This window comes from Serinibacter arcticus (assembly GCF_004786095.1).
Taxonomy (GTDB): Bacteria; Actinomycetota; Actinomycetes; order Actinomycetales; family Beutenbergiaceae; genus Litorihabitans; species Litorihabitans arcticus.
Genome location: NZ_RHPJ01000003.1, coordinates 1 through 25,469 on the forward strand (window position 1 = coordinate 1; position 25,469 = coordinate 25,469).

General features: G+C 74.1%; 17 protein-coding genes and 1 rRNA gene. 17 read left to right on the plus strand and 1 reads right to left on the minus strand.

The window, feature by feature from the left end:
• Positions 1-203: 203 nt before the first annotated feature.
• From rrf to SERN_RS09185, 10 genes are all read left to right on the plus strand, one after another.
• Positions 204-321: ribosomal RNA gene (gene rrf / locus SERN_RS09140) — 5S ribosomal RNA — on the plus strand.
• Between the two features lie 276 nt (positions 322-597).
• On the plus strand, positions 598-1,479 hold the full coding sequence (locus tag SERN_RS09145; RefSeq protein WP_233251590.1) for a hypothetical protein: 882 nt from the start codon (positions 598-600) through the stop codon (positions 1,477-1,479).
• A 229-nt stretch (positions 1,480-1,708) separates the two neighbouring features.
• Positions 1,709-1,984, plus strand: a complete 276-nt coding sequence (locus SERN_RS09150) for a hypothetical protein (protein ID WP_135849855.1) — start codon at positions 1,709-1,711, stop codon at positions 1,982-1,984.
• A gap of 110 nt (positions 1,985-2,094) precedes the next feature.
• Positions 2,095-3,654, plus strand: a complete 1,560-nt coding sequence (locus SERN_RS09155) for a hypothetical protein (RefSeq protein WP_135849856.1) — start codon at positions 2,095-2,097, stop codon at positions 3,652-3,654.
• Positions 3,655-3,758: 104 nt separating this feature from the next.
• A complete protein-coding gene (locus SERN_RS09160) occupies positions 3,759-4,028 on the plus strand; it encodes a hypothetical protein (RefSeq protein ID WP_135849857.1) in 270 nt (89 codons plus the stop codon).
• 166 nt (positions 4,029-4,194) lie between these two features.
• A complete protein-coding gene (locus SERN_RS09165) occupies positions 4,195-8,619 on the plus strand; it encodes an FtsK/SpoIIIE domain-containing protein (protein WP_135849858.1) in 4,425 nt (1,474 codons plus the stop codon).
• The gene (locus tag SERN_RS09170) at positions 8,616-11,591 is read left to right on the plus strand and encodes a hypothetical protein (protein WP_135849859.1); all 2,976 of its coding nucleotides are present in this window, start codon (positions 8,616-8,618) and stop codon (positions 11,589-11,591) included. The genes SERN_RS09165 and SERN_RS09170 overlap by 4 nt, the downstream gene beginning before the upstream one ends.
• A complete protein-coding gene (locus SERN_RS09175) occupies positions 11,588-12,577 on the plus strand; it encodes an AAA family ATPase (protein WP_135849860.1) in 990 nt (329 codons plus the stop codon). The genes SERN_RS09170 and SERN_RS09175 overlap by 4 nt, the downstream gene beginning before the upstream one ends.
• Before the next feature lie 4 nt (positions 12,578-12,581).
• Positions 12,582-13,775, plus strand: a complete 1,194-nt coding sequence (locus SERN_RS09180) for a DUF58 domain-containing protein (RefSeq protein WP_135849861.1) — start codon at positions 12,582-12,584, stop codon at positions 13,773-13,775.
• A complete protein-coding gene (locus SERN_RS09185) occupies positions 13,772-16,006 on the plus strand; it encodes a transglutaminase domain-containing protein (protein WP_135849862.1) in 2,235 nt (744 codons plus the stop codon). The genes SERN_RS09180 and SERN_RS09185 overlap by 4 nt, the downstream gene beginning before the upstream one ends.
• Before the next feature lie 29 nt (positions 16,007-16,035).
• Here SERN_RS09185 and SERN_RS09190 read toward each other — a convergent pair whose 3' ends face one another.
• The gene (locus tag SERN_RS09190; RefSeq protein WP_135849863.1) at positions 16,036-17,862 is read right to left on the minus strand and encodes a serine/threonine-protein kinase; all 1,827 of its coding nucleotides are present in this window, start codon (positions 17,860-17,862) and stop codon (positions 16,036-16,038) included.
• Positions 17,863-18,176: 314 nt separating this feature from the next.
• Here SERN_RS09190 and SERN_RS09195 point away from each other — a divergent pair, with 314 nt between their 5' ends.
• The 7 genes from SERN_RS09195 (at position 18,177) to SERN_RS09225 (ending at position 25,398) form a co-directional block, all read left to right on the plus strand.
• Positions 18,177-20,048 (plus strand): acetolactate synthase large subunit, encoded by a 1,872-nt coding sequence (locus SERN_RS09195; protein ID WP_135849864.1) that lies wholly within the window; start codon positions 18,177-18,179, stop codon positions 20,046-20,048.
• A 5-nt stretch (positions 20,049-20,053) separates the two neighbouring features.
• A complete protein-coding gene (gene ilvN / locus SERN_RS09200; RefSeq protein ID WP_135849865.1) occupies positions 20,054-20,578 on the plus strand; it encodes an acetolactate synthase small subunit in 525 nt (174 codons plus the stop codon).
• A gap of 86 nt (positions 20,579-20,664) precedes the next feature.
• The gene (gene ilvC, locus SERN_RS09205; RefSeq protein ID WP_408640871.1) at positions 20,665-21,684 is read left to right on the plus strand and encodes a ketol-acid reductoisomerase; all 1,020 of its coding nucleotides are present in this window, start codon (positions 20,665-20,667) and stop codon (positions 21,682-21,684) included.
• A gap of 108 nt (positions 21,685-21,792) precedes the next feature.
• Positions 21,793-22,344 carry an ASCH domain-containing protein gene (locus tag SERN_RS09210; RefSeq protein WP_233251591.1) on the plus strand — a complete coding sequence of 184 codons (552 nt, stop codon included), beginning with the start codon at positions 21,793-21,795 and terminating at the stop codon, positions 22,342-22,344.
• A gap of 8 nt (positions 22,345-22,352) precedes the next feature.
• Positions 22,353-22,991: a hypothetical protein gene (locus SERN_RS09215; protein ID WP_135849867.1), complete on the plus strand. Its 639-nt coding sequence runs from the start codon at positions 22,353-22,355 to the stop codon at positions 22,989-22,991.
• A 99-nt stretch (positions 22,992-23,090) separates the two neighbouring features.
• Positions 23,091-24,140 (plus strand): 3-isopropylmalate dehydrogenase, encoded by a 1,050-nt coding sequence (locus SERN_RS09220; RefSeq protein ID WP_135849868.1) that lies wholly within the window; start codon positions 23,091-23,093, stop codon positions 24,138-24,140.
• A 130-nt stretch (positions 24,141-24,270) separates the two neighbouring features.
• Entirely contained in the window at positions 24,271-25,398 is a 1,128-nt protein-coding gene (locus SERN_RS09225; RefSeq protein WP_135849869.1) for a branched-chain amino acid aminotransferase, read from the plus strand.
• Positions 25,399-25,469: the final 71 nt, after the last annotated feature.

The window sequence follows — 25,469 nt, forward strand, 5'->3', positions numbered from 1 at the left end:
AGGCCGGAAGTGGAAGCGGGGACTAAAGACCCGTGGAGCTGACCGGTACTAATAAGCCGATCACTTCACCACACCAACAAGCTCAAAATTGTTGCGACGCGTCCACTGTGCGGTTCCCGAACCACCAACACACCCCAACCAGACACACCCCTTCGGGTGCGGAGTCTGGTCTGGGAAGGTTTGTGTTGATAGTTCCATAGAGTTACGGCGGCCATAGCGAGGCGGGAAACGCCCGGCACCATTCCGAACCCGGAAGCTAAGCCCCTCAGCGCCGATGGTACTGCCCTGGAGACGGGGTGGGAGAGTAGGACACCGCCGAACACCCATTAAGCCGAAAGGCCCCACACCCCCCGGTGTGGGGCCTTTCGCACACCCACCACCAACCCACCAGCGCACACGCACAGCCCAGTACCACCTCGGACACCCAGCCCCACCGAGCCCCGCACCCCTGGCGCGGGGCTTTCCTGCATCCGCGACGGGTATTCCGCGTTCCCGCTCGTGTCCGGTGGTTCTCCTTCCTCCTTCTCCTTCTCCTTCCTCCTTCTCCTCCTCGCGGTGTGGGTACCGAAGCGCGTGGTTAGGGTGGGGTCAGGACCGGTGAGTTCAGACGAGGGGGCGGCGATGCTGCGCGTGACGGTGAGTGGCTCCGGGGCACCCCGGGTGGTGCTCGGCCCGGGGGAGACGCTTCTCATCGGGCGGGCGCCTGATCAAGCACTTCCCGAACGCGACGCGACGGAGCAGCTGCGCCTGACGGCGCTGGCACTGCCCAGGGTCGCCGGCCACGTGTCCCGTCTCCTCGGTGAGGTCGCGGTCGGCGAGGAGGTCGTGCGCCTGCGCTGGCGTGGCAGCACGGGGGCCCAGCTCTCCAGCCTGTTCGACGCCCCCGGCGGAGCCCGGCGCGTCACCCTCTCGGAGGGCATGGTCGCGCTGCTGGACGAGGGGGATAACCAGCTGCTGGTGCTGCAGGGGCGTCAGCACCCCGATGGCACCTTCACCGACCTCCTCGTCTCGGTCGACGTCGAGCTGGTCGACACCCCCGCCGTCGTCGCCTCCTGGGTGCCGCAGCCCGATCCCGACTCCGCTCCCACCACCGAGGCGCCACGGCTCGAGCCCTGGTCACGGGAGTGGTACGTCGCCCTGGCGCTCGCCGAACCGTGGCTCAGCGGCGAGGACGACTACCCGCGGCCGCCGTCGAACCGCGAGATCTACGAGCGCATCCTCGACTGGCGGGGACACGCGTGGAACCTCGAGCGGGCGCAGCGCGTCGACGATGCGATCCGCGTGGTCGCCCGCATGGCCTTCGGCATCGCCGACGATCCCTTCACCCAGGTCGAGGGGCGCGTCCAGAACGTCCGGTTCGCCGTCGGCCGGCGGTCGGCCGAGGTCCAGCTCGTCACGTCGAGCGACCTCTCGGCGGTGCTGGGAGCCCAGGCGCGAGGCGAGGGCCTGCGTCCGGTCCTCGGTTCCAGCCCGGGCTGACCGGTCGCGCCCGACGCGCCGCAGCCCGACCCCGTCCCCACCTCCACCCGTACGCCCTCCCGGACGCCTCAGCGTGGGGGAGGGCGTCGTCGTCGCGCCTGAGATCGACTGTGCTCGGCCCGTGCATCGGCCCCACGTGGCGGAACCTTCCACCCCGGCGGGGCTCCCGTTCGGTGGCCGTCGAACCTAGCGTCGAGGACACCAGATCCCGACGTCGAAAGGCACGGCCATGTACGACAGGAACACCTTCTACGGGCTCGACCCGGAGTACTCCCGCAACGCCTCCCGCGGCATGGAGCAGGGCGCCGGGGACCTCGGCAGCCTGGTGGGCTCGATCTCCGCGATGCTCGACTCCGTCACCTGGGAGGGCGCCGGCGCCAAGCGGTTCCTGGGGGACTGGAACGGGGCTCTGCGCCCCGAGCTGCAGGCGGTGACCGAGTCGCTCGCCGAGTCCGCGCAGGAGCTGCGCGTGCGGGCCGAGATGCAGGAGAAGGCGAGCAGCTGACCCGGAACCTTCCACCCCCCGCAGGGGTGCGGCGGCGGTCACGTCCGACCTAGCGTCATCGACACCACGTACGAACCAGACACCACGACACAACGGAGAGGAGGCGGGAGATGTCCTTCCAGGGAGCCGATGTCAGCGCACTCGACAAGATCGCCACCACCTGCCAGGAGGGTGCCGACTTCGCCCAGCAGGTCGTCGTCGCGCTCAAGGTCGTCGTCGCCGCGCTCAAGGCGATGTCCTGGACGGGGTGGGCCGCGGCGTACGCGGCCTACCTCGAGGCCACGGTCATCCCCTGGGTTCAGGCGACGGGCCGCTACCTCGAGAACGCGGCGCGCATGCTGTCGCTCGTCTCGCAGATCCAGAAGTCCACCAGCGAGGACTCGCCCACGGTCACCATCCCGAAGGGCGGCTACACCCCGGTGCAGCTCCCCGCGGGGACGGCCACCAACCCGCCGCGCCTGAGCACCCCCGAGGTGCGCATCACCGTCACCGTGGCCGGTGGCGGCGCGGCTGGTGGCGGCGCGACGGTGTCCACCCCCACCGGGATCGGCGGTGGCGCCACCACGGGTGGTGCCGCGACAGGCGCTGCCACGGGCGGCGGGGCGACCGTCACCACCCCCGTCGCCCCGACCGCGGGGGCGGGAGCGGGTGCGACGACGGCGGCCAGCTCAATCACGGGAGGAACCTCCCTCGGCGGCTCGATCTCCCAGGCCGGCGCCGCCATCTCCGCCATCGGCAAGGGCATCACGGGCATCGGTGACGGCGTCTCGCAGATCGGCGCGGGGATCGACCAGATCCGCGGTGGGATCGAGTCTCTGACCGGGGGCGGATCCGGCAGCGCGTCCGGGAGCACCGGGGCCGGCGGAACGATCGGAGCCATCGGTGCGGGCGCGATCGGCGCCGGCGTCGTCGGGACCGGTGCGGGTCTCGGAGCGCTGGGGTCGAGCGGAGCGCTCGGGTCGAGCGGGTCGCTGGGCTCGATCGGGTCGTCGGGCTCGATCGGTTCCGGCGGCGTCGGAGCCGGCCTCCCGGGTCTGACCGGTGCCGGGGGCGGCTCCGCGTCGGGTGCCGACGTCGGCTCGGCCTTCCAGATCGCCCCGGGTGGTGGCTCGCTCGGATCGGGGGGCCTCAGCTGCTCCGGCGCAGGAACCAGCTCGTCCGCCGGGCTCGGTTCCGGGTCGGGCGGAGGCCTCGACCTCGGCGGCTCGTCCCTCACGTCCCCGTCCCTCACCTCACCGTCTCCGACGTCGCCGACGCCGATCGCACCGGCCTCGGCCGGTGGCGGCGGGGTCGAGTCCTCCGGTGGCGGATCCGGATCGACCGGCGGTGGCACCGGCGGCGGGACAGGTGGGGGCTCCGGCTCCGCACCAGGGTCCACGACCGGAACCGACGGCGGTGCGATCCCGGCCGCCCCGGCCACCCCGGCCCCCGACGCCCCCGTGACGACCGGTGCCGCCTCGGCGTCGCCGTCGTCCCTGGGCAGCACCGTGGACCCGCCCGTCACCGCCACCCTGAGCTCGGGCTCGCTCGCTGAGAGCGCCGGCGGCCTCCCGCCGGCCGCGCTCGCCGCACCGCTCGGACTCGCCGGCCTCGGGGCCGCGGGCCTGGGGGCGCTCCGCGGCAAGGCCCGGCAGCAGGACCAGGGCGAGCTCGCCCCCGAGATCGTCTGACCGCACCACCAGCACCAGCACCCAGCACCACCTGACCGACGCCGTCCGGCCGCCGGTCACCACCTCCTCGCCACCTCGGTGGCACCCACGAAAGGACACTCATCATGAGCACCACCGTCTACGGCATGGACATCAACGCGGCCCGCGACCTCGTCCGGGTGATGACGACCGACGCCGACACCATCACGCAGCTGACGTCCCGCCTCACGCAGCAGCTCGAGGGCACCCCGTGGCAGGGCCCGGACTCCCAGCGCTTCCGCACCGACTGGCAGGGTCAGTACGTGCCGGCGCTCAACAGCGTCGTGCAGGCGCTGCAGGAGAACGCCCAGATCCTCGCCTCGCAGGCGGACGACCAGGAGCGCGCCTCCAGCTGACCGGCGCACGCACGACGGCGGCGGCCACCCTTCGGGGTGGCCGCCGCCGTCGTGCCGCCTCGTGCCGGAACCTTCCACCCCCGGCCGCGTGGACGCGGCCCCCGGCCCTTCCTACTGTCGAACCAGCAGCAGTTCTGCAGCGACGAAGCGACGAGGGAGAGCCATCATGTGGCGACTGAGTGTGGTGCCGACCGCGGAGAGCGCGCTGGAGCCGGTCGACGTCGTGATCGACTCAGCGCCGCACGGGTGCGTCGCCGACCTCGCGGCCAGCCTCGGTGAGCACCTCGTGGGTGCGGGATCGCGCGTGCTGCTCGCCCCGGTCAGCGACGGCCGTCCGTGGCCGGCGCAGCAACGGCTGCTCGACTCCCCGCTGCGCGACGGCGGCCTGCTCCACGTGGCCTCGGTCCCGAGCGACTGGCTGACCCGCCCCGCGCGTCAGCGGCGACCGCGCGCCGTGCTGCGCGTGCTGTCCGGCCCCGAGGCGGGCCGCGAGGTCGAGCTGCACGGCGACGTCGTGACGCTCGGTCGGGGGAGCGACGCGCAGGTGCGGCTCGCCGACCCGCTCGTCAGCCGGACCCACGCCCGCCTGCTCCTGGGGGCGACGCCGTCCGTCGTCGATCTGGGCTCCGCCCACGGCACACGCGTCGGCGACCGCGAGGTGACCGGGGCGCAGCCGTTCGCGTGGGGCGAGCCGATCGTGCTCGGCGCCACCGAGGTCGTCCTGCGCCCGAGCGGTGAGGTCACGACGCCTGAGCGCGAGCAGGGCGTCCTGCGCCCGCCGCGTTTCGGGACCGCCGTCGTCGCGACGGAGCTCGATCTGCCCGCCCCGCCCGCCTCACCCAGGAAGACGCCGTTCCCCTGGCCGATGATGCTGATGCCCGTGCTCATCGGCGGTGGCATGCTCGCGATGAGCCGCAGCCCGATGTCGCTCATCTTCATGATCGGGTTCCCGCTGATGATGGCGATGACGAACATCGTGCAGCGCCGGCAGGCCCGCAAGGAGTTCGAGGCCGAGCGCGACCTGTGGCGCGGTGACGTCCGCGAGGTCCTCACGACGCTCGACACCTCGGCCGCGACCCAGCGCGAGAACGCGTTCGACGACGAGCCCGATCTCGACGCCGTCGTGGTGCGGGCCCGCACCCGCCACCACTCCCTCTGGACGCGGCAGCAGGACGACGACGACTTCCTCACGGTGCGCTCGGGGCTGGGGGAGCGCCCCGCGCTCGTCACGGCCAAGCGCCCCGGCGGCGGCGACCGCGCGCTCCGAGCCGAGGTCAGCCGCGCGCTCGCCGAGCGCACCACGCTGCCCGACCTGCCCGTCCCGCTCGACCTCACCGCCGGGCTGAGTGCGGTCACCGGTCCGGTCGACGACGTCGACGCCTGGGTCAGGGCGGCGATCGTCCGCCTCGCCGTCACGCACTCGCCCACGGACCTCGCCGTCACCGCGGTGCTGGGTCCCGGCCGCAGCTCGCTGGAGACGTGGCTGCGCTGGCTCCCGCACGTCAGCTCCGCCGGGCCGGCGCCGGTCGCGATCGGTGCCGCGCAGGGGCAGGCGCTCCTGGAGAGCCTCACCGTCACGGGCGGCGGGACCGGGCACACGCTCTGCCTCGTGGACGAGGGCGCCGGCCTGACCCGCCGGCACGTCGAGGCGGTGGCGCAGCAGGCGGCCGAGCGCCAGCTCCACCTCCTCTGGCTGGGGGAACGGAGCGAGGAGGTGCCGGCCGCGACGGCGCGACTGGTCGACCTGCGCACGGGCGAGCTCGCCCACGCCCGCCGCGGCGGCGTCGAGGAGATCACCACCCCCGAGACGCTTGACCTCGCGGTGGCCTGGTCCACCGCGCGATCGCTGGCGGGGTATCGGGACGAGGCCGCGGTCGGTGCCGCCGAGGCGCTGCTGCCGCCCGTGGTCCGCCTCCCCGACCTCACCGGCTGCGGGAGCGACGACGTCGAGCAGGTGCTCGAACGCTGGGCCACCAGCCGCGGCCTGCGCGCCCAGCTCGGCGCCGGAACCGACGGGGCCGTGACCATCGACCTGCGCGAGGACGGTCCGCACGGGCTCGTCGCCGGGACCACCGGCGCCGGCAAGAGCGAGCTGCTGCAGTCCCTCATCTCCTCGCTCGCGGTCAACAACCCGCCGAGCCGCATCACGTTCCTGCTGGTGGACTACAAGGGTGGTGCGGCGTTCCGGGAGTGCGCGCAGCTGCCGCACACGGTCGGGTACATCACCGACCTCACCCCGGCCCTGGTGCAGCGGGCGCTCGTCTCGCTGCACGCCGAGCTCACCACGCGCGAGCACCTGCTCGAGCGCTACGGCGCCAAGGATCTGCCCGACCTCGAGCGCAGCCACCCCGAGGCCGCTCCGCCGAGCATGCTCATCTGCGTCGACGAGTTCGCCGCGCTCCTGGCGGAGGTACCGGACTTCGTCGACGGCATGGTCTCGATCGCGCAGCGCGGCCGGTCGCTCGGCATGCACATGCTTCTGGCCACGCAGCGCCCGGCCGGCGTCGTGACACCCCAGATCAAGGCGAACACCGACCTGCGCATCGCGCTGCGCGTCGCCTCGCCCGACGACTCCACCGACGTCATCGACGCGCCCGACGCCGCGCAGCTCTCGCGCCGCAACCCCGGCCGGGCCTGGCTGCGCCGCACCGGCCACGGCACCCGCGAGCTCGTCCAGGTCGCGTGGGTCGGGGCTCGTGAGCTGCGACGCGAAGCTTCCGCACCGGTCGAGGTCCGGCCCTTCGACGCGCGCGGCGGCGCCGCGCTCGCCGTGGCCGACGAGGAGGACGGCCGCCTCCACCCCCGCACCGACCTCGAGCGCCTGGTCGACACCGTCACGACGGCGCACCTGAGGACGGGTGCCACCGCACCCCGGCGCCCCTGGCTGCCGCAGCTGCCCGAGGTGCTGCCGCTCGGCGTCGCCGGACCCGGCCGCCTCGTCATCGGCGCGGACGCCGCTCAGGCCGCGCTGGTGGACGGCGCGGGTGCGCTGGAGTCGCTCTCGGTCGAGCCCGGCGCCGGTCAGGCGGTGCTCGGCATGATCGACCGACCCTCGGCGCAGACCCAGGAGCCGTGGGTCGTCGACTTCGCCCGCGCCGGCCACCTCCTCGTGCTCGGCTCCTCCGGTGCGGGCAAGACGGAGCTGCTGCGCACGCTCGCCGTCGGCGTCACCGCGGGCGGCGACCCCGCTGCTCCGCTCGTCTACGGCCTCGACTGCGGCGGCGGCGGCCTGGCGGTGCTGGCGGGTCTGCCGTCCGTGGGCACCGTCGTCGTCGAGGCGCAGCGCGAGCGGATGCAGCGGCTCGTCCGCATGCTCCACCGCACCGTGTCCGACCGGAACGCCGCGATGGCCTCGCGCGGCGTGGCCGATCTCGCGGCGCTCGCGGCCACCGGGGTCGACGTGCCCCGCGTCCACGTGCTGATCGACAACCTGCCGGCGCTGCTGGAGTCCTTCGAGGGCGGTGGCTCGATGCGTCGCCAGCACTCGGACATGCTCGTGACGATCCTGCAGGAGGGGCGTCGCGCCGGTGTCCACGTCACGGCGACGGCCCCGCAGCGCACGGGCGTGCCCGCCCCGGTCGCGGCGGCGTTCGGCCAGCGCCTCGTGATGCGCATGACGATCCCGGACGACTACATGATGCTCGGCGTCCCCGGTGGCGTGCTCGACGCCGACAGCCCGGCCGGTCGCGCGCTGCTCGGCAAGCACGAGGTCCAGGTCGCCACGATCGGCGGCGCCGGAACGCCCCTGCAGGGCGAGCGGCTCGCGGCGGTCGCCGCCCAGGTCGCCGAGCGCTACCCGGAGGGGGCGACGTCGGTGCCGGGCATGCCCGACCGGCTCCCGCAGACCGCGCTCCCGGTGCCGGTGCGGGACGAGGTGACGGTCGGGGTCGAGGAGGACATGGTCGCGCCGGTGACGCTCGCGCTCCTGGAGGGGCCGGTGCTGGTGACGGGTCGTTCGCGCAGCGGCCGCACCACCCACCTGATCGGGCTCTCGCAGCTCGCGCGCCGCGCGCAGCGGCCCGTGGCCGAGGTCGTCCTGGTGGGGCCGCGGGCGGCCGCGACGGCGCAGGCGTGGCCGGGTGAGGACCTGCTGGTGCTCTCGAGCCCCGAGGAGGTGACGGACTGGCTGGCCGGCCCGGGCGCCGTCGGCCCGGTCGGGCCCGCGTCCTCCCGCGGCGAGGACGCCTGGCGCCTCGTGCTGGTCGACGACGTGCACGAGTGGGAGCGCGCGTGGGAGGCCTCGGGCCCCGAGCGCCGCGCCGTCGAGGCCCTCGCGGCGTGGGCCGGAGGAGCGGCAGCGCGACGGACGGCGCTGGTCGTGGCGACCGACGCCGACGACGCCCGCACCCGTCAGCACATCCCCGGTCTGGTCTCGACCGTGCGCCGCTCGCGCCGCGGGGTGCTCCTGAGCCCCGAGATGGGCGACGGCACGCTGCTCGGCGCCCAGGTGCCGATGTCCAGCCACGAGACGCTCGCCGGACCGGGCCGAGGGCTCCTCGTCGCCGCCGGAACCTTCCTGGTGATCCAGGCCACAGCCGCCACGATCGTCGTGGAACAATCGGCGGCAGCACAGGGCGGGAGCCCACGATGACCACCACACGAGGGAAGGGGCCGACCATGCGCGGGTGGCGGAGGCCGAACGGCGAGCGCGGCGCGGTCGAGGTCGGCGTCGCCATGGCCGGGGCGCTCCTCGTGGTCGGCGCGATCGTCGGCAACGGCGTCGCCAGCACGCTCGTGGACATGTCCGACGGCGCCACCTGGCTCCCCGAGGACGAGCAGGGCACGGTGGTCCAGATCAACCCCGCGACCGGCGAGCCGGAGCGCCGGCTCCAGATCGCGGCGGCCGACGCCGAGCTCGAGCTCGCGCAGCGCGACGGCCGGCTCATCGTGACCGACCGCGCCAGCGGGGCCATCACCGCCATCGACCTCAGCACGCTCCTGGCCAGCGGTCAGCGCACCGCGGCCGATCCCGCCGACACCCGCGTGCTCGTGGGCGGTGGGCACGTCGCCCTCGTCGAGCTCGGTGAGGGTGTGGTGCGCGCCGTCAGCCCGCTGACGCTCGCCGACATCGGCACGCCGTACCGGACCAACGCGCTCGCGGACGCCGCGATCGACGACTCCGGCCGGGTCTGGGTCATCGGCCAGGACGGTCAGCTGCAGGAGCTCGAGTACCGCGCGGACGCCCGCGAGCACGCGGTCCGCACCGACGTGCCCGTCGAGGCCGCCGGCCCCGCGTCGCGGCTCGTGCCGCACGCGCGGGGCGTGACGGTCTTCGCCCCCGACCGCGGCGCCGTCGTGCAGGTCGGGTCCGGCAGCGACATCACCGCGGGTGTGCCCCAGCTCGAGGGTGCGGTCGAGGTGGCGCCGCGCTCGCCGTCGGACCTGGTGCCGGCCTCGGTGCCGGAGCTCGGCCGCGTCGTCGTGCTCAGCGGCCGCAGCGTGCTGTCGGTGGACGTCTCGGCCATCGGGTGCGAGCGTCCGGCGCAGCCGCAGACGTTCTCCGGCCGCATCTACGTGCCTTGCTCCGGGGCGGGCAAGGTCGTCGTGCTGAACGCCGACGGCACCCGGGCGGCACCGGACATCATCGTTCCGGGCGGCGGTGACCCGCGCCTGACGATCGACGAGGGGCGCCTCGTCGTGCACACGCGGGACGGGTCGGGCGGCTACGTCATCGTCGACGGGTCAGGGACGACCCGCGTGGTCGAGCCCGAGCCGACCGCCGTGACACCGGTGCCGGTGGACCGCGCGCTGCCGCCCCGACCCCAGGTGCCGGTCGTTCCGCCGCAGCAGAGCGGGACGACGCCGCCGACCACCCCGCCCACCACGCCCCCGGGTCAGCCCACGACACCTCCGGTCGAGACGGAGACGCCGACCGACCTGCCGACGACCGCGCTGCCGACGCCGCCGACCCCGACCCTCCCGACACCGACGCTGCCCAACCCCACGGACACCGGCACGAGCACCCCGCCGCCGAGCACGGGTGGACCGACGGAGACCGGGACCGGGACGGCCCCGGTCGGTGACTACGCGCCGTCCGACGTGCGCGTGGTGGCGACGGCGGATCCGACCGTCGCGACCGTGACGTGGCAGGCCTCCCAGGTGCCGGCCGTGCGCTACCAGGTGACGGCGTCCACGGGCGTCGGCACCGAGGTCGCGGCCGGTGCCGCGCTGACGTCACCGCTCACGGGGCTGACGTGCGGCCGCACCGTGGACGTCCGCGTGACAGCGGTGCACCAGCCGGCCACGACCGAGTCCGTGACCCGCGAGGTCCCGTACACCACGCCCGCGTGCGCGCCGGGGGTGACGCCGACGGACACGCCGACGACGACCGAGCCGCCGACGGACACCCCGACGACGACCGAGCCGCCGCCCCCGACGAGCGAGCCGCCGACGGACACCCCCACGAGCGAGCCGCCGACGGACACCCCGCCGACGGACACCCCGACGACGGGACCGACGTCCCCACCGCCGCCGACCGCCGCGCCCGTCACCAACGTCACGGCGACCGCCCAGCCGAACGGCACCGTCGTGGTCAGCTGGAGTGCCGCACCGGAGGCCGACAGCTACAGCGTCCAGCCCGCCGGGAGCGGGACCGGCACGTCCACCACGGGTACGAGCGCGACACTGCCCCAGGCACCGGGGACGTCCGTCGCGTACGACGTCATCACGCATCTGGGCACCAGCACGGCGCGATCGGCCCCGAGCCAGACGGTGACGGCGGCCGGTGCTCCGGCCGCCCCGGGCGTCGGCGTGACGGTCACGCGCGACTCGCTCGAGCAGGTGACGCTCTCGTTCGCCGTCACCCCGGGAGGCGACGGCGGTTCGCCGATCACGGGCTACACGCTGAACTACTCGGGAACCTCGATCACCCCCAACCAGGTCCCGCTCGGCACGCAGACGACGCACGTGGTGGCCGTCGACTGCTCCGGCCAGGCACTCTGCCGCGACGGCGGGACCGTGGAGGCGACCGTGACGGCGACCAACGCCGTCGGCACGAGCGGGAACGGACGGGGATCCGGCAGCCTCGGACCGGCGGCGATCCCGCGCGACGGCGATCAGGTGCTGAACGGATCGACGAGCCGAACGACCACCAGCACGGTGGAGCTGTCCATCACCTACACCCCTGTTGCCGCCTGGTCAGAGACGCCCGGGACGTGCACCTTCCAGGAGGACGGGGGACCGGTGCAGGTGATGGACTGCGCGTCCTCGACCCGTGTGGCTTCCGCGATGTCCCAACGGAACGCAGACCGCTCGATCAGCGCGACCGTCACCTTCACGGGTGGTGGAATCACGGCGTCGACGAGCCTGAACGAGTTCTGGCCCGGTGAGGCCTACTGCGACCCCAGCGGGATCTGCTACCAGCTGCAGTCCGCCCCGGACACCGAGGTCGAGATCGTCCCGCTCCCGTGGACCCCGCCGCAGGTGCCGAACCCGCCCGTCGTCGCGGCCGGGACCCTGATGCTCGGTCTCGCCGGTCTCCTGCGCGTCACACGCCGTCGCACCGAGGCCACCCACCCCGATCCGACCGCGGCCGACGCGCCCACCACCCCGGAGGACCGATGACCACGCCCGCCACCACGACGGACGTCACCGAGGCCCAGGTCGCCTCCTTCCGGGTGCTCCACGACCGCATCGTCGACGCGGTCGAGCAGGCGCTGCGCGGCAAGCGGCCGGTCGTCGAGCTCGCCGTCGTCTCGCTGCTGGCCGGCGGCCACGTGCTCCTCGAGGACGTGCCGGGCACCGGCAAGACCACGCTGGCCCGCGCCGTCGCCGCGGCCCTGGGCGGCAGCTCGCGCCGCATCCAGTTCACGCCGGACCTCCTGCCCTCCGACGTCACGGGCACCTCGGTGTTCGAGCCCAGCACGGGCGAGATCACGTTCCGTCCCGGGCCGGTGTTCACGCACGTGCTGCTGGCCGACGAGATCAACCGCGCCGCCGCCAAGACGCAGTCGGCCCTCCTGGAGGTGATGGCCGAGCGGACGGTGACCGTCGACGGCGTCGGCCGCCGCGTGCCCGACCCGTTCCTCGTCATCGCGACCCAGAACCCCGTCGACCTCGACGGCACCTACCGCCTGCCCGAGGCCCAGCTCGACCGGTTCCTGGTCAAGATCGAGATCGGCTACCCCGACGCCGAGCACGAGATCGACGTGCTCCGTCCCGGCAGCCGCGCCGGTTCGGTCGAGCACGTGCCGCAGGTGACGACGCCGGACGAGGTCGCCGCCGCGTCCGCGGTGCTCCGCGGTGTCCACGTCGCCGAGCCGATTCTCAGCTACATCCGGGCCGTCGGCGCCGCCACCCGCGACGACGCCCGCCTCCGGCTCGGAGCCTCGACCCGCGGGCTGCGCGGGCTCGTGGCCGCCGCGCAGGTGTGGGCCGCCACGCAGGGTCGGCACTACGTCGTCCCGAGCGACGTCCAGCGGCTCGTCGTCCCGGTCCTCGGCCACCGCGTGATCCTCACGCGCGACGCCGTCCTGGCCGGTACGGGCACCGAGCAGGTGCTCCTGGACGTGCTCGACCGTGTCGAGGTGCCGCGCCCCGGCGCGGCCTGAGCCCGTGCCGTCGATCAGCCCGGACCGCTGGGGTTCGCCGCGCCTCACCGCGCGAGGCACCACGGCCGCGACGCTCGGTGCGCTGCTCCTCCTCGGCGGCCTGTGGGCCAGATACCCCTCGCTCGTCGCGCTCGGCGCGGGCCTGGTGGTGCTCGTGTTCGCCTCCGTCGTCGGCGTCCTCGTCGCCGTCCCCGTCCGCGTCGAACGCCGCACGAGCAGGACGCGCGTCACGCGGCTGGCCGACTGCACCGCCGAGATCACCGTCACCAACCTGTCCTCCTGGGCGTCGATCCAGCTCGAGGGCTTCGACCGCGTCGGCGCCGATCTGCGCCCGGTCGCGCTCCCGCGCCTCGCCCCCGGCACGAGCGGCATCGGCACCGAGGTGATCCCGACGGCGCACCGCGGCCGCGTGAGGTTCGGGCCGCTTGTGCTGCGCCGCTCCGGCGTCGCCCGCCTGGCCGTGCGCACGAGCGAGCACGGCGAGGCCGCCAGCGTCCTGGTCGAGCCCCGCGTGCTCGACGCGATCTCGCTCGCACCCGGGCTGCGGCGTGGCCACACCGGCGCGCAGGAGCGCATCGAGCACGGCGGGACCGACCTCGTCGGCCTGCGCGAGTACATCGCCGGCGACGACCTGCGGCGCCTGCACTGGGCCACCAGCGCCCGGCGCGGTCAGCTCATGGTCCGGCAGGACGCCGACCCCGCGCTGCCTCACCTGACCGTCCTGCTGGACGACCGGCTCGCGAGCTACGCCGCGCCCGCCGATCTGGAGGAGGCCGTCGACGTCGCCGCGAGCCTTCTCGCGACGGCGGCGGCCACCGAGAGCCCGGGCCGACTGCTGACGATCGCCGGTGACCTCGAGCTCGAGAATCCGCCGAGCCGGGTGGCCGACGGCGGCTCCGACCTCGCGCCCGACGTGCGGGAGGCGCTCGCGCTCCTGGTGGGGCGCGACGACGACGCCGGGCACCCGGGGGCACCGTCGGCGACGGTCGACGGACCCGACGTGCTCGTCGTCCTCACGGGCGTGCGCGCCGACCTCGGTGCGCTGCTGCTCGAGGCCGCCGCCGCGCCGGCGGCGGTGATCGCCGTCGTCGACCCCGATCCTGTCGCGCTCGTCTCGGCCGTCCAGGGCGTGACGCTGCTGCGCGGCCCGCGCGCCGAGGACCTCGTGCACGGCTGGCGCTCGGCGGTGGCGCGATGACGACGGCGGTCCCCGAGCAGGACGCCCACCCCCGGGCGTGGTGGGTGCCCGTCTGGACGGTGGCGCTGCTCCTGCTCGGCTGCGTGCCGTACGCCTCGGCCTACGCGTGGTGGCCGGCGCCGCTGGTGCTCGCCGGTGTCGTGCTGGCCGCGTTCGGCCTCGTGCTCCTCGGTTCGCTGCTCCGGCTCGCGCGCTGGGTGGTGGGTGTCGTGGGGGTGGGGCTGCTCGCCGTCATCACCTCGACCATGGCCAGCAGCGGGCTGGACGGCGTGCCGGCCGGCGCCCGCTCGGTCGCACCGCTGCTGGACGCACTGCCGCGCCTGCTCACCGCGCCCCGCCCGGCGCCCTCCGGCGCCGCGTTCCTCGCGCCCGCCGTGCTGCTGGTGGGGGTGGTGGCCCTCGCGGTCGCGCTGGCGGTGGTCGGGACGGGGCTCGCACGCGGACGCGATCGCGCGGATCGGTCCCGTCAGGGTGGGGTCGCCGGCCTGGTCGGCACGATCGCGCTGCAGGTCGGTGCCGCGCTGCTGGTGGCGGGCCAGGACGTCACCGCCGTCGTCGTCGCCGTGCTGACCCTCGCCGTCGCCGGCCTCGGCTGGGTGCTCGGCGACGCCCCGGCGCGCGCCGCCTCGGGCCGCCGCCACGGCGTCGCCCTGCCCGGCGCCCTCGTGCTGCTGGCGGCGACCACCGCCGTCGTCGCCCTCGCCGTCCCGACCGCGGGCGCCTTCGAGGCCCGCCGCTACGTCACCCCGCCGACCCTGCCGGCCGAGGCCGTCAACCCCGTCCCCGACGTCACGGGCTGGCTCCGGGGCGGGGAGACCACGCTCTTCAGCGTGACGTCGCACGGTGGTCCGCTGCCGCAGCGGCTGTCGCTGGCGGTCCTGCCGGACTTCGACGGTTCGACCTGGCGGCTCGAGGCGCGGCTGCGCGCCCCGGGCGTCGTGGACGAGCCCGACCTGCCCGCCGGGACGAGCCGGGCCACGCTCGACCTCGAGATCGCGGTCGACGAGCTCGGCACCGCGTGGCTGCCGACGCTCGGCAGGGTCGAGCGCATCACCGGAGCCGCGCCGCTGGCCGACGTCGACACGGGATCCCTGGTCCTGGCCGACGGTGCGGGTGGGAGCGTCGCGGCCACCGACTACCGCGTCCGCACCACCGTCGATGCTCCCGAGCAGGATCGCGCGGCCGGGGCGGGGGTGCCCGACGCCGTCGAGGCGGCGCGCTACCTCGAGGTGCCGCGCGTCAGCGACGACCTGCGCGCCGAGGCGGTCGCCCTCACGCAGGGCGCGACGACGCGGCTCGAGCAGGCGACGCTCCTGGCGGAGGGGATCCGTGCCGGGCGCGAGCTCGACGACGCCGCCGTGAGCGGGTCCTCCTACGGCCGGCTCGCCGAGTTCCTGTTCCTGCCGGCCGAGGAGGGCGGGATGCGGGGCACGCGCGAGCAGTTCGCCGGGTCCTTCGCCGTGCTCGCGCGCACGCTCGGGCTGCCGTCCCGCGTGGTCGTCGGTTTCGAGGTCCCCGGCGCGGGTTCCGCCGACGGCACGGGCGTCACCGCCGCGACGGTCACCGGCGCCGACGCCACGATCTGGGCCGAGATCTACCTCGCCGAGGTCGGGTGGGTCGCGTTCGACCCGAGCCCCGAGAGCAGCGGGGGCGACGGCGGCGGCGCGGCCGTCACGCCGTCGCCCGCGGGCGACCCCGGTCCCGACGGCGAGGAGAGCCCCGTCGCGGACGAGCCGGAGACGCTGCGCGACGACGTGCCGGCCGACGGCACGCTCGCACCGGACGCCGGCGGGGTCGGGACCGGCGCGTTCGTCGGGGGCGGCGTGGTGATCGCCGTCGGGCTGCCGCTCGCGGCGCTCGCGCTGCTCCGGGAGCGGCGCCGGCGACGGCTGCGCCGCGCCGGTGCGCGCGGTGCCTGGCAGCACGTGACGGACGCGGCCTGGCTGGCGGGGATCGAGCAGCGCCCCGGCGACGACGCCCGCGCCGTCGCCGCCCGCGTGGTCGGTGCGGGCGCCGAACCCGCGGTGCTGCGGCTCGCCGAGCGCGCCGAGGCGGAGGAGTTCGCGCCCGCCGCGGCCGCTGGGCAACCCGGTGGCGACGGCGGTGCCGACCGGTCGCGGGCCGCGGGGGAGTGGGAGCTCGCGCGCCGTGCGAGCCGCGCGCTGCGCGGCGGGGTGCCGTGGGTCCAGCGGCTGTGGTGGGGCGTCTCGCCTGCGGTGCTGCGGCGCTGACGGCGCCGCGCGGTCCGGGGCGCCGGACGTCAGCGTTCGAGGCAGCGCGACGCCGAGGCGCCCTGGTCGAGGGCGCCGTCCACGGTCCCGATGCCGACGACGGCGAAGCACACCCGCACGCCGGGGTCGAGGCCCTCGGCCACGAACGCGGTCGTGCCCGCCTCCAGGAGGTCGTAGGCCACGATCGGACCGCCCTCCACCTGGCTGGCCACGAGCACCTGGGCGGCCTCGTCCGGCGGCGCGTTCCAGGTGATCTCGGCCGACGTGCCGCGGTCGACGGCCGCGAGGCCGGTCGCCGCGAGGTCGGGGTTGCCCGTGGCGGCCTGCGCGCTCTCGTCCAGGAGCGTGCCGACGTACTCCGGGATCGCGCCGGTCGTCACCGTCTCGCCCGAACCGGTCGCGACGTCGGTGCCGCCGTCGGGCGTGCCGGGGCCGCTCGTGCCCGTCCTGGGATCCGCGGGCGACGTCGAACCGTTCTGTCCACCCTGCGGTGCGTCACCCCCGCGCACCATGTCGACGACGACCGGTCCGACGCCGATGGCCGCCCCCACGAGCAGCGCGCCGCCCAGGAAGGCCGCGACGCGACGGCCGGTCGAACCCGAGCCGGCCGACCGGGTCGGCGTCGGAGCCGATGCGTTCGGCGCGTCGTCGGGGGCGAGCCCGGTCACGTCCTCGTCGGCCGGGACCGAGGCCGGTCTCCTCGTCGTCGGCGCCGACGAGGGGGACGGAGCAGGGGCGGCAGCCAGGTGGCTCAGAGCCGATCGAGCGACGGGAGCCGCCGCGCGCGGCGAGGGGGCGGGGGTGGCGGCGACGGCGGTCGATCGCTCGCGCGTCGCGTCGGCGTCGCCATCCCCGTCGCCGCGCCCGACGTCGCGCCCACCAGCATCCGCCGACACCCCGTGCACCTGCGCGGGATCCCAGCCGCGGTCCTCCGTCGGCACGGCGCGCAGCGCGGCCAGCACGGCCGCGGCGCCGTCGGGCCTGGTCCCGGTGTCCGGAGCGAGGCACGCCTCCAGGAGCGCGACGAGCGACGGCGGGACGTCGTCGCGCACGAGCCGCCGTCGGTCACCGGTCCTGACCTTGCGCAGGTAGGCGAGCGCGGTGTCCTCGTCCGGATCGTCAGCGGCGAACGGCGCGCGGCCGTCCAGGAGCGTGAACAGCGTGGAGCCGAGCGACCAGACGTCGTCGGCCGGGGTCGGGGTGAGGCCGTCCAGGACCTGCGGGGACGCGTGGCGGTAGCTGAAGCGCTCGAGCGAGGCGGTGCGCCCGGCGTCGACCATCCGGGCGATCCCGAAGTCGGCCAGCACGTACGACGTCGGCAGCACGAGGACGTTCTGCGGCTTCACGTCGCGGTGCAGCACGCCCTGCGCGTGCGCGTACGCGAGGGCGTCGGCGATCGCCGTACCGGCCGCGACAACCTCGGCGACGGGGAGCGGTCCGTGGCTGCGGAGCCGGTCGTGCAGCGACCCGAGGTCGTGGAAGTCCATGACGAGGCACGGGCGGCCCTCGGTCGTCTCCGGCGTCGCCAGCACGGTGACGATGTGGGGGTGGGCGCGGCCGAGGCGCACGGTGAGCGCGACCTCGCGCTCGAACCGCGAGCGGACCTCCGGCTCGGCGAGGTCGACGACCTTGATCGCCACCTCGCGGTCGACGGCGAGGTCGCGCGCCCGCAGCACGACGCCGTCGCCCCCGCGCGCGATCTCGACGAGATCGGTGTAACCGGGGACGGTGATCGTGGTGGCGACGCCCGTCGCGACGGCGGGGGTGACCGTGGCGGTCGGCGTCGGCTCGACACCGACCGCGAGGGCCAGGTCGTCCCGGGGGGCGGGGGCCCAGGCGTCGTCGTCGTCCACCACGGTGCGCTGGTCCTCCCGCTCGGCTGGCCGATCCGAGCGTCGGCCCGACCAGTATCGGCCACGCGCGCGCGATGAGGGGGACGAGGGGCCCGGTGTCGGGCAGCACCGCGGTGAGGTTCCGCGATGCAAGACGGTGATTCCACTGGTTGGTATTCAACGGGGATCGGGTCTACTGTGTCTCTCATGCAGCTCGCCTCGGTCCTCCTCGTCGTACCCACCTCGGGCGACTAGACGATCCTGCGATCCCAGCGCCCCTCAGCAGCCGAACCGGCTCGAGGGGCTTTTGTGTGTCCCGACCTCGTGAAGGAGTGACGATGACCAGGAGTTCCGGCTCGGTCCCGTCCCGCGGCCCCGCCTCACCCCAGCGTGCGCCCATGCCCGGTCGCCCGCGCCTCGCGCCGGCACCGTCGCCCGGCCCCGTCCCGGTCTCGCAGGGCGAGCGGATGACCGGTGCGCAGAGCATCGTCCGCTCGCTCGAGGCGGCCGGCACCGAGGTCATCTTCGGGCTTCCGGGCGGCACGATCCTGCCCACGTACGACCCGTTGCTGGACTCGGAGAAGATCCGGCACATCCTCGTGCGGCACGAGCAGGGCGCCGGCCACGCCGCGTCCGGCTACGCGCACGCCACGGGTCGTGTCGGTGTCTGCATGGCGACGTCCGGACCCGGGGCGACCAACCTCGTCACGCCTCTCGCGGACGCGAACATGGACTCGATCCCGATGGTGGCGATCACGGGTCAGGTCGGCGCCTCGAAGATCGGGACAGACGCGTTCCAGGAGGCCGACATCGTCGGCATCACGATGCCGGTGACCAAGCACGCCTTCCTCGTGACCGACCCCGCCGACATCCCGGCGCGCATCGCCGAGGCGTTCCACATCGCCAGCACCGGTCGCCCCGGTCCGGTTCTCGTGGACATCGCCAAGAGCGCGCAGGAGGCCGACACGATCTTCCGCTGGCCGGTCGAGCTGGACCTGCCGGGCTACCACCCGACCACCAAGCCGCACCTCAAGCAGGTGCGCGAGGCCGCGCGGCTGCTCGCGACGGCGCGCCGCCCCGTCCTGTACGTCGGCGGCGGCGTGATCCGGGCCGGTGCGAGCGACGCCCTGCGCAGGCTCACCGACCTCTCGGGCGCCCCCGTCGTGACGACGCTGATGGCGCGCGGTGCGCTGCCCGACTCCCACCCGCAGAACCTCGGCATGCCGGGCATGCACGGCACGGTTCCCGCCGTCGCCGCGCTGCAGCGGGCCGACCTCGTGGTCGCGCTCGGCGCTCGCTTCGACGACCGCGTCACCGGTCAGCTCTCGAGCTTCGCGCCGCTCGCGACCGTGGTGCACGCCGACATCGACCCGGCCGAGATCTCCAAGAACCGCCGCGCCGACGTCCCGATCGTGGGCGACCTCCTCGAGGTGCTGACCGACCTGGCGACCGAGCTCGCGAGCGAGCACGGCCACCACGGCCTGCCCGACCTCGAGGCGTGGTGGAACCAGCTGAACAAGCTGCGCGAGACCTACCCCCTGGGCTGGACCCCGACCGACGACGGGCTGCTCTCGCCGCAGCACGTCATCTCCCGCATCGGTGAGGTGACCAGTCCGGAGGCCACGTACGTGGCCGGTGTCGGCCAGCACCAGATGTGGTCCTCGCAGTTCATCCGCTACGAGCGACCGAACTCCTGGATCAACTCCGGCGGCCTCGGCACGATGGGCTACGCCATCCCGGCCGCCATGGGCGCCAAGGTCGGCGAGCCCGACCGCACCGTGTGGGCGATCGACGGCGACGGCTGCTTCCAGATGACCAACCAGGAGCTCGCCACGTGCGCGCTCGAGGGCATCGGCATCAAGGTCGCGGTCATCAACAACTCCTCGCTCGGCATGGTGCGGCAGTGGCAGACCCTGTTCTACGAGGGCCGCTACTCCAACACCGAGCTGAACACGGGGCACCAGTCCCGCCGCATCCCCGACTTCGTCAAGCTCGCCGAGGCCTACGGCTGCATCGGCCTGCGCTGCGAGAACCCCAAGGACGTCGACGAGACGATCCGCAGGGCGAACGAGATCGACGACGTGCCCGTCGTCGTCGACTTCGTCGTGAGCCGCGACGCGATGGTCTGGCCCATGGTGGCCGCCGGAGTGTCCAACGACGCGATCCAGTACGCCCGGGACATCACCCCGAGCTGGGACCGGGAGGACTGAGACCCATGAGCCGCCACACGCTGTCCGTGCTCGTCGAGAACAAGCCGGGTGTCCTCACCCGGGTCTCGGCCCTGTTCGCGCGCCGCGCGTTCAACATCCACTCGCTCGCCGTCGGCCCGACGGAGCACGACGACGTCTCGCGCATCACCGTCGTCGTCGACGTCGAGGAGCTCCCGCTCGAGCAGGTGACCAAGCAGCTGAACAAGCTGATCAACGTCATCAAGATCGTCGAGCTCGAGGAGAAGGCCTCGGTCCAGCGCGAGCTGCTGCTCGTGAAGGTCAAGGCCGACGACGCCTCCCGCACCGCCGTGCTGCAGGTCGTCGACCTGTTCCGCTCGCACGTCGTGGACGTCTCCCCGGAGGCCGTCACGATCGAGGCGACCGGGGGTCCCGAGAAGCTCACCGCCCTGCTGACCGCGCTCGCGCCGTACGGGATCCGCGAGATCGTGCAGTCCGGCACGGTCGCCATCGGTCGCGGCGGCCGCTCCATGACGGAGCGCGCCCTCGACCGCGTGGCCCGTTCCGCCTGACCGCCGCAGCCGGCCAGCACCACCCGCGTTCGCGCACCACCTGCCAAGCACCCACCCGAAACAAGGAGATACCCATCGTGGCTGAGATGTTCTACGACGACGACGCCGACCTGTCCGTCATCGCCTCGAAGAAGGTCGCCGTCATCGGCTACGGCTCCCAGGGCCACGCCCACGCGCAGAACCTGCGCGACTCGGGCGTCGAGGTCGTCATCGCGCTGAAGGAGGGCTCGAAGTCGGCCGCCAAGGCGTCCGAGGACGGCTTCCAGGTCAAGTCCGTCGCCGACGCCTCCGCGTGGGCCGACGTCATCATGATCCTGGCGCCCGACCAGCACCAGCGCTCGATCTTCACCGACCACGTGAAGCCGAACCTCGCGCCGGGCAAGACGCTCGCGTTCGCCCACGGGTTCAACATCCGGTTCGGCTACATCGAGGTCCCCGAGGGCATCGACGTCATCCTGGTCGCCCCCAAGGCCCCGGGCCACACCGTGCGCCGCGAGTTCGTCGCCGGTCGTGGCATCCCGGACATCGTCGCCGTCGAGGTCGACGCGTCCGGCTCCGCCTGGGAGACCGCGCTGTCCTACGCGAAGGCCATCGGCGGCACGCGCGCCGGAGTCATCAAGACGACCTTCACCGAGGAGACCGAGACCGACCTGTTCGGCGAGCAGGCCGTCCTGTGCGGTGGCACCTCGCAGCTCGTCCAGTACGGGTTCGAGACGCTGACCGAGGCCGGCTACCAGCCGGAGATCGCCTACTTCGAGGTCCTGCACGAGCTCAAGCTCATCGTGGACCTGATGTGGGAGGGCGGCATCGCCAAGCAGCGCTGGAGCATCTCCGACACCGCCGAGTACGGCGACTACGTCTCCGGCCCGCGCGTCATCTCCCCGGACGTGAAGGAGAACATGAAGGCCGTGCTCGCCGACATCCAGTCCGGCGCGTTCGCCAAGCGCTTCATCGAGGACCAGGACGCCGGCGCGCCCGAGTTCACCGAGCTGCGCGCGAAGGGTGAGAAGCACCCGATCGAGACCACCGGTCGCGAGCTCCGCAAGATGTTCGCGTGGCAGAAGGCCGCCGACAGCGACTACGTCGACGGTCAGGTCTCCCGCTGATCCGGAGCTGACCCCGCGCCGACGCCTCACCGGCGACGACGAACGCCTCGACCCGCCCAGGGTCGGGGCGTTCGTGCTGGTGGGAGCTCGCGCTGGTTGAATGGAGCCATGACGACGACGCCCCGTGACGACGACACCACGCCCGCCGTCCCGTTCGCGGGCGAGTCCTTCGACCAGGGTGAGGCCATCCAGCTCTACTGGGAGTCGGTGCGGGCCAAGGCGCGCATCGGCCGGCTCGCCGTCTACATGGGTACCGACCTGAGCGCCGCCGTCGCGCCGCCCGCGTGGTCGTTCGGCGACGATCCGAGGCTCGCGGACGAGCTCCTCGGGCACGTCCTGACGGGCCGCAAGACCGCGACGTCGACGGCGCTGGTCGAGTTCGGCGACGAGGCTCTGCCGCGGGTGGGCGAGCTCGCCATCCTGCTCGACGGCGCGGGCCACCCCCGTGCGCTCGTCCGCACGACCGCGGTGGAGACTGTCCGTTTCGACGAGGTCGACGAGGCGTTCGCCGCCGCCGAGGGCGAGGACGACCTCAGCCTCGGCTCCTGGCGCGAGCAGCACGAGATCTACTGGCGCCGCGTGCTCGGCCGGGACACGGTCGACCCGTCGACCGAGATCGTGCTGGAGCGGTTCGAGCTGCTCGACCCGCGCGTGGGCTGAGGGCGGCCGTGGACGACGCGGACGCCGTGGACGAGAACGCCGTGGACGCCGTCGAGCCGCTCCCGGAACCCCCGACGCCGGACCGGCTCGCCGCGCTGCACGCCCGCGCCGCGCAGATCGCGCCCCCGCTCGCGCGTGCCGTCCGCTGGCTCCGCTGGCCGTCGCTGCTCCTGCTGGTGGTGGCGCTCGTCGCACCGGTGCTGCTCGGTGCGCTCGCCCTGAGCTGGCAGGGGTGGCCGCGTCTCGTGGGCGTCGTGGTCGCCGTGCTCGCGCTCGTCCCCGCGCTCCTGTTCGGCCGCTCGCGCGCCGGAACCCTGCGGGCGGCCGAGGACCCCGAGGCGCTCGTCGCCGAGCTCACCGCCTTCACGAGCCACGTCCAGGGCGGGCTCGGCATCATGGACAAGCTCGCCGCGGTGACGCAGCGCGGCGGGGTGCGTCTGCTGGCGCGCCTGCGGGCCCTGTGGGGAGTCCTCCAGCTCCCGGGCGAGACGCTGGACCACCTCGACTCACAGACCCACCTGCGCTGGATCCTCCCGCCGCGGGTGGGGGAGACCTGGGCCAGGCTGCTCGCCACGGTCTGGACGACGGTCGGCTGCTACGTCGCGGCCGCCGTGCTCGGAGCGGTGTCGCTGACCGGAGCACTGTGACGCCGGCCGGTCACCTGCCGCCCGCCAACCCGTCCAGCCGAGCGTCCGACTGACGAGACGCCAGGTTTCATCAGGTGGGACCGGCGCTAGTCTCGACCCATGACGCGCACACTCGATCTTGCTGTGATCGCCGGCGACGGCATCGGTCCCGAGGTGGTGGCCGAGGGCCTCAAGGTGCTCGACGCCGTCCTGGCGGGTTCCGACGTCGACGTCGCGACGACGCCGTACGAGCTCGGCGCCGCCCGCTGGCACGCGACGGGGGAGACCCTGACCGACGCCGACCTCGAGGCGATCGCCAAGCACGAGGCGATCCTGCTCGGGGCGATCGGCGACCCCGGCGTGCCGAGCGGGGTGCTCGAGCGCGGCCTGCTGCTCAAGCTCCGGTTCGCGTTCGACCACTTCGTCAACCTCCGCCCGTCCGTGCTCTACCCGGGCGTGCCGACGCCGCTGGGCAACCCCGGCGAGGTCGACTTCGTCGTCGTCCGAGAGGGGACCGAGGGTCCCTACGTCGGCAACGGCGGCGCGCTGCGCGTCGGCACCCCCGCCGAGATCGCGACCGAGGTCTCGGTCAACACCGCCTACGGCGTCGAGCGCGTCGTGCGGGACGCGTTCGCCCGCGCCCAGGCGCGGCCGCGCAAGAAGCTGACGCTGGTGCACAAGCACAACGTGCTCGTGCACGCCGGGCACCTGTGGCGCCGTCAGGTCGAGGCCGTGGCCACCGAGTTCCCCGACGTCACGGTCGACTACTGCCACGTCGACGCCGCGACCATCTACCTCGTCAACGACCCGGCGCGCTTCGACGTCATCGTGACGGACAACCTGTTCGGCGACATCCTCACCGACCTCGCCGCCGCGATCACCGGCGGGATCGGGCTCGCTGCCTCCGGCAACATCAACCCGACCGGTGAGTTCCCCTCGATGTTCGAGCCCGTGCACGGTTCCGCGCCCGACATCGCCGGCCAGCAGAAGGCCGACCCGACCGCCACCGTGCTGTCCGTCGCCCTGCTGCTGGAGCACCTCGGTCTCACCGAGCAGGCCGCCCGCATCGTCCGCGCCGTCGAGACCGACATCGCCGAGCGCGCCGGGAGCACCGCCACCCGCACCACGAGCGAGATCGGTGACGCGCTGGCCGCACGAGTAGCCGGCTGAGACGCCGGCCGCCCGTCGAGGCCGGCGCCCCCGGAGCGAGATCGCTCCGGGGGCGCCGTCGTCCGTCGGACCGGGCCCACCGCGCGTTTCTGGCGTAGGTTCACCTCGTACTGATCCTGGAGGCTTTCCCGTGACCACCCCCCTTGCCGCAACGGCAGCCACACCCGCGTCGACGCCGACCTCGTCCTTCGAGATCCGCCCGTCCTCGAACCCCCGCACCGTCACCGAGCGCGGGGCCGTCCTGGCCGACCTGAAGTTCGGCACCGCGTTCACCGACCACATGGCGCACGCCACCTGGACGGTGGACGCGGGCTGGCAGGACCGGCGCATCGAGGCGTACGGCCCGCTCCAGCTCGACCCCGCCGCCGCCGTCCTGCACTACGCGCAGGAGATCTTCGAGGGCCTCAAGGCCTACGCGCACCCCGACGGGTCCGTGTGGTCCTTCCGCCCCGAGGCCAACGCGCGCCGGTTCGCGCGCAGCGCCGAGCGCCTGGCGCTGCCCGAGCTCAGCGAGGAGGACTTCCTGGACTCGGTGCGCACGCTCGTGCACACCGACGTCGACTGGGTCCCGACCACACCGGGCTCCTCGCTCTACCTGCGACCGTTCATGTTCGCCTCCGAGGCGTTCCTGGGCGTGCGCGCGGCGACGCGCGTGGACTACCTCGTCATCGCCTCGCCGGTCGGGCCGTACTTCGCGCGCGGCATCACCCCCGTCCACATCTGGGTGAGCGACGAGTACGCGCGCGCCGCGCCCGGGGGCACCGGCGCCGCGAAGTGCGGCGGCAACTACGCCGCCAGCCTGCTGCCGCAGGCGACCGCGGCGGCCCGGGGCTTCGACCAGATCCTCTTCCTCGACAGCGCGGGGGAGAACATCGAGGAGCTCGGCGGCATGAACGTCGTCGTCATCGGCAGGGACGGCACGGCCAGCACGCCGCGCCTGAACGGCTCGATCCTCGAGGGTGTCACCCGCTCCTCGATCCTGACCCTCCTGGCCGAGCAGGGCCTGGACGTGCAGGAGCGCGACATCTCCCTGGCCGAGCTCGTCGACGGCGTCCGCTCGGGCGAGGTGACCGAGGTGTTCGCGTGCGGGACGGCCGCCGTCGTCACCCCCATCGGCCGGTTGGCGGGCACGGACTTCGACGTCACCGTCGGGGACGGCGAGGCCGGACCGCTCACGCGCGACGTGCACGACCAGCTGACGGGCATCCAGTACGGCACGCGCGAGGACACGCACGGCTGGCTCACCCGCCTGGTGTGAGGTCCGCGGGTCCGACGGAGGGCGAGGTGGGTCGCTGTGGCATACTGCCTGCGTGGCACACCTCGCCCTCG

Bases quoted from the DNA above. Each gene is read 5' to 3' on its own strand.
- SERN_RS09220 (WP_135849868.1), top strand. From the start codon at position 23,091: ATGACGCGCACACTCGATCTTGCTGTGATCGCCGGCGACGGCATCGGT.
- SERN_RS09150 (WP_135849855.1), top strand. From the start codon at position 1,709: ATGTACGACAGGAACACCTTCTACGGGCTCGACCCGGAGTACTCCCGC.
- ilvC (WP_408640871.1), top strand. From the start codon at position 20,665: ATGTTCTACGACGACGACGCCGACCTGTCCGTCATCGCCTCGAAGAAG.
- SERN_RS09185 (WP_135849862.1), top strand. From the start codon at position 13,772: ATGACGACGGCGGTCCCCGAGCAGGACGCCCACCCCCGGGCGTGGTGG.
- SERN_RS09195 (WP_135849864.1), top strand. From the start codon at position 18,177: ATGACCAGGAGTTCCGGCTCGGTCCCGTCCCGCGGCCCCGCCTCACCC.
- SERN_RS09175 (WP_135849860.1), top strand. From the start codon at position 11,588: ATGACCACGCCCGCCACCACGACGGACGTCACCGAGGCCCAGGTCGCC.
- SERN_RS09160 (WP_135849857.1), top strand. From the start codon at position 3,759: ATGAGCACCACCGTCTACGGCATGGACATCAACGCGGCCCGCGACCTC.
- ilvN (WP_135849865.1), top strand. From the start codon at position 20,054: ATGAGCCGCCACACGCTGTCCGTGCTCGTCGAGAACAAGCCGGGTGTC.
- SERN_RS09210 (WP_233251591.1), top strand. From the start codon at position 21,793: ATGACGACGACGCCCCGTGACGACGACACCACGCCCGCCGTCCCGTTC.
- SERN_RS09170 (WP_135849859.1), top strand. From the start codon at position 8,616: ATGACCACCACACGAGGGAAGGGGCCGACCATGCGCGGGTGGCGGAGG.
- SERN_RS09165 (WP_135849858.1), top strand. From the start codon at position 4,195: ATGTGGCGACTGAGTGTGGTGCCGACCGCGGAGAGCGCGCTGGAGCCG.
- SERN_RS09155 (WP_135849856.1), top strand. From the start codon at position 2,095: ATGTCCTTCCAGGGAGCCGATGTCAGCGCACTCGACAAGATCGCCACC.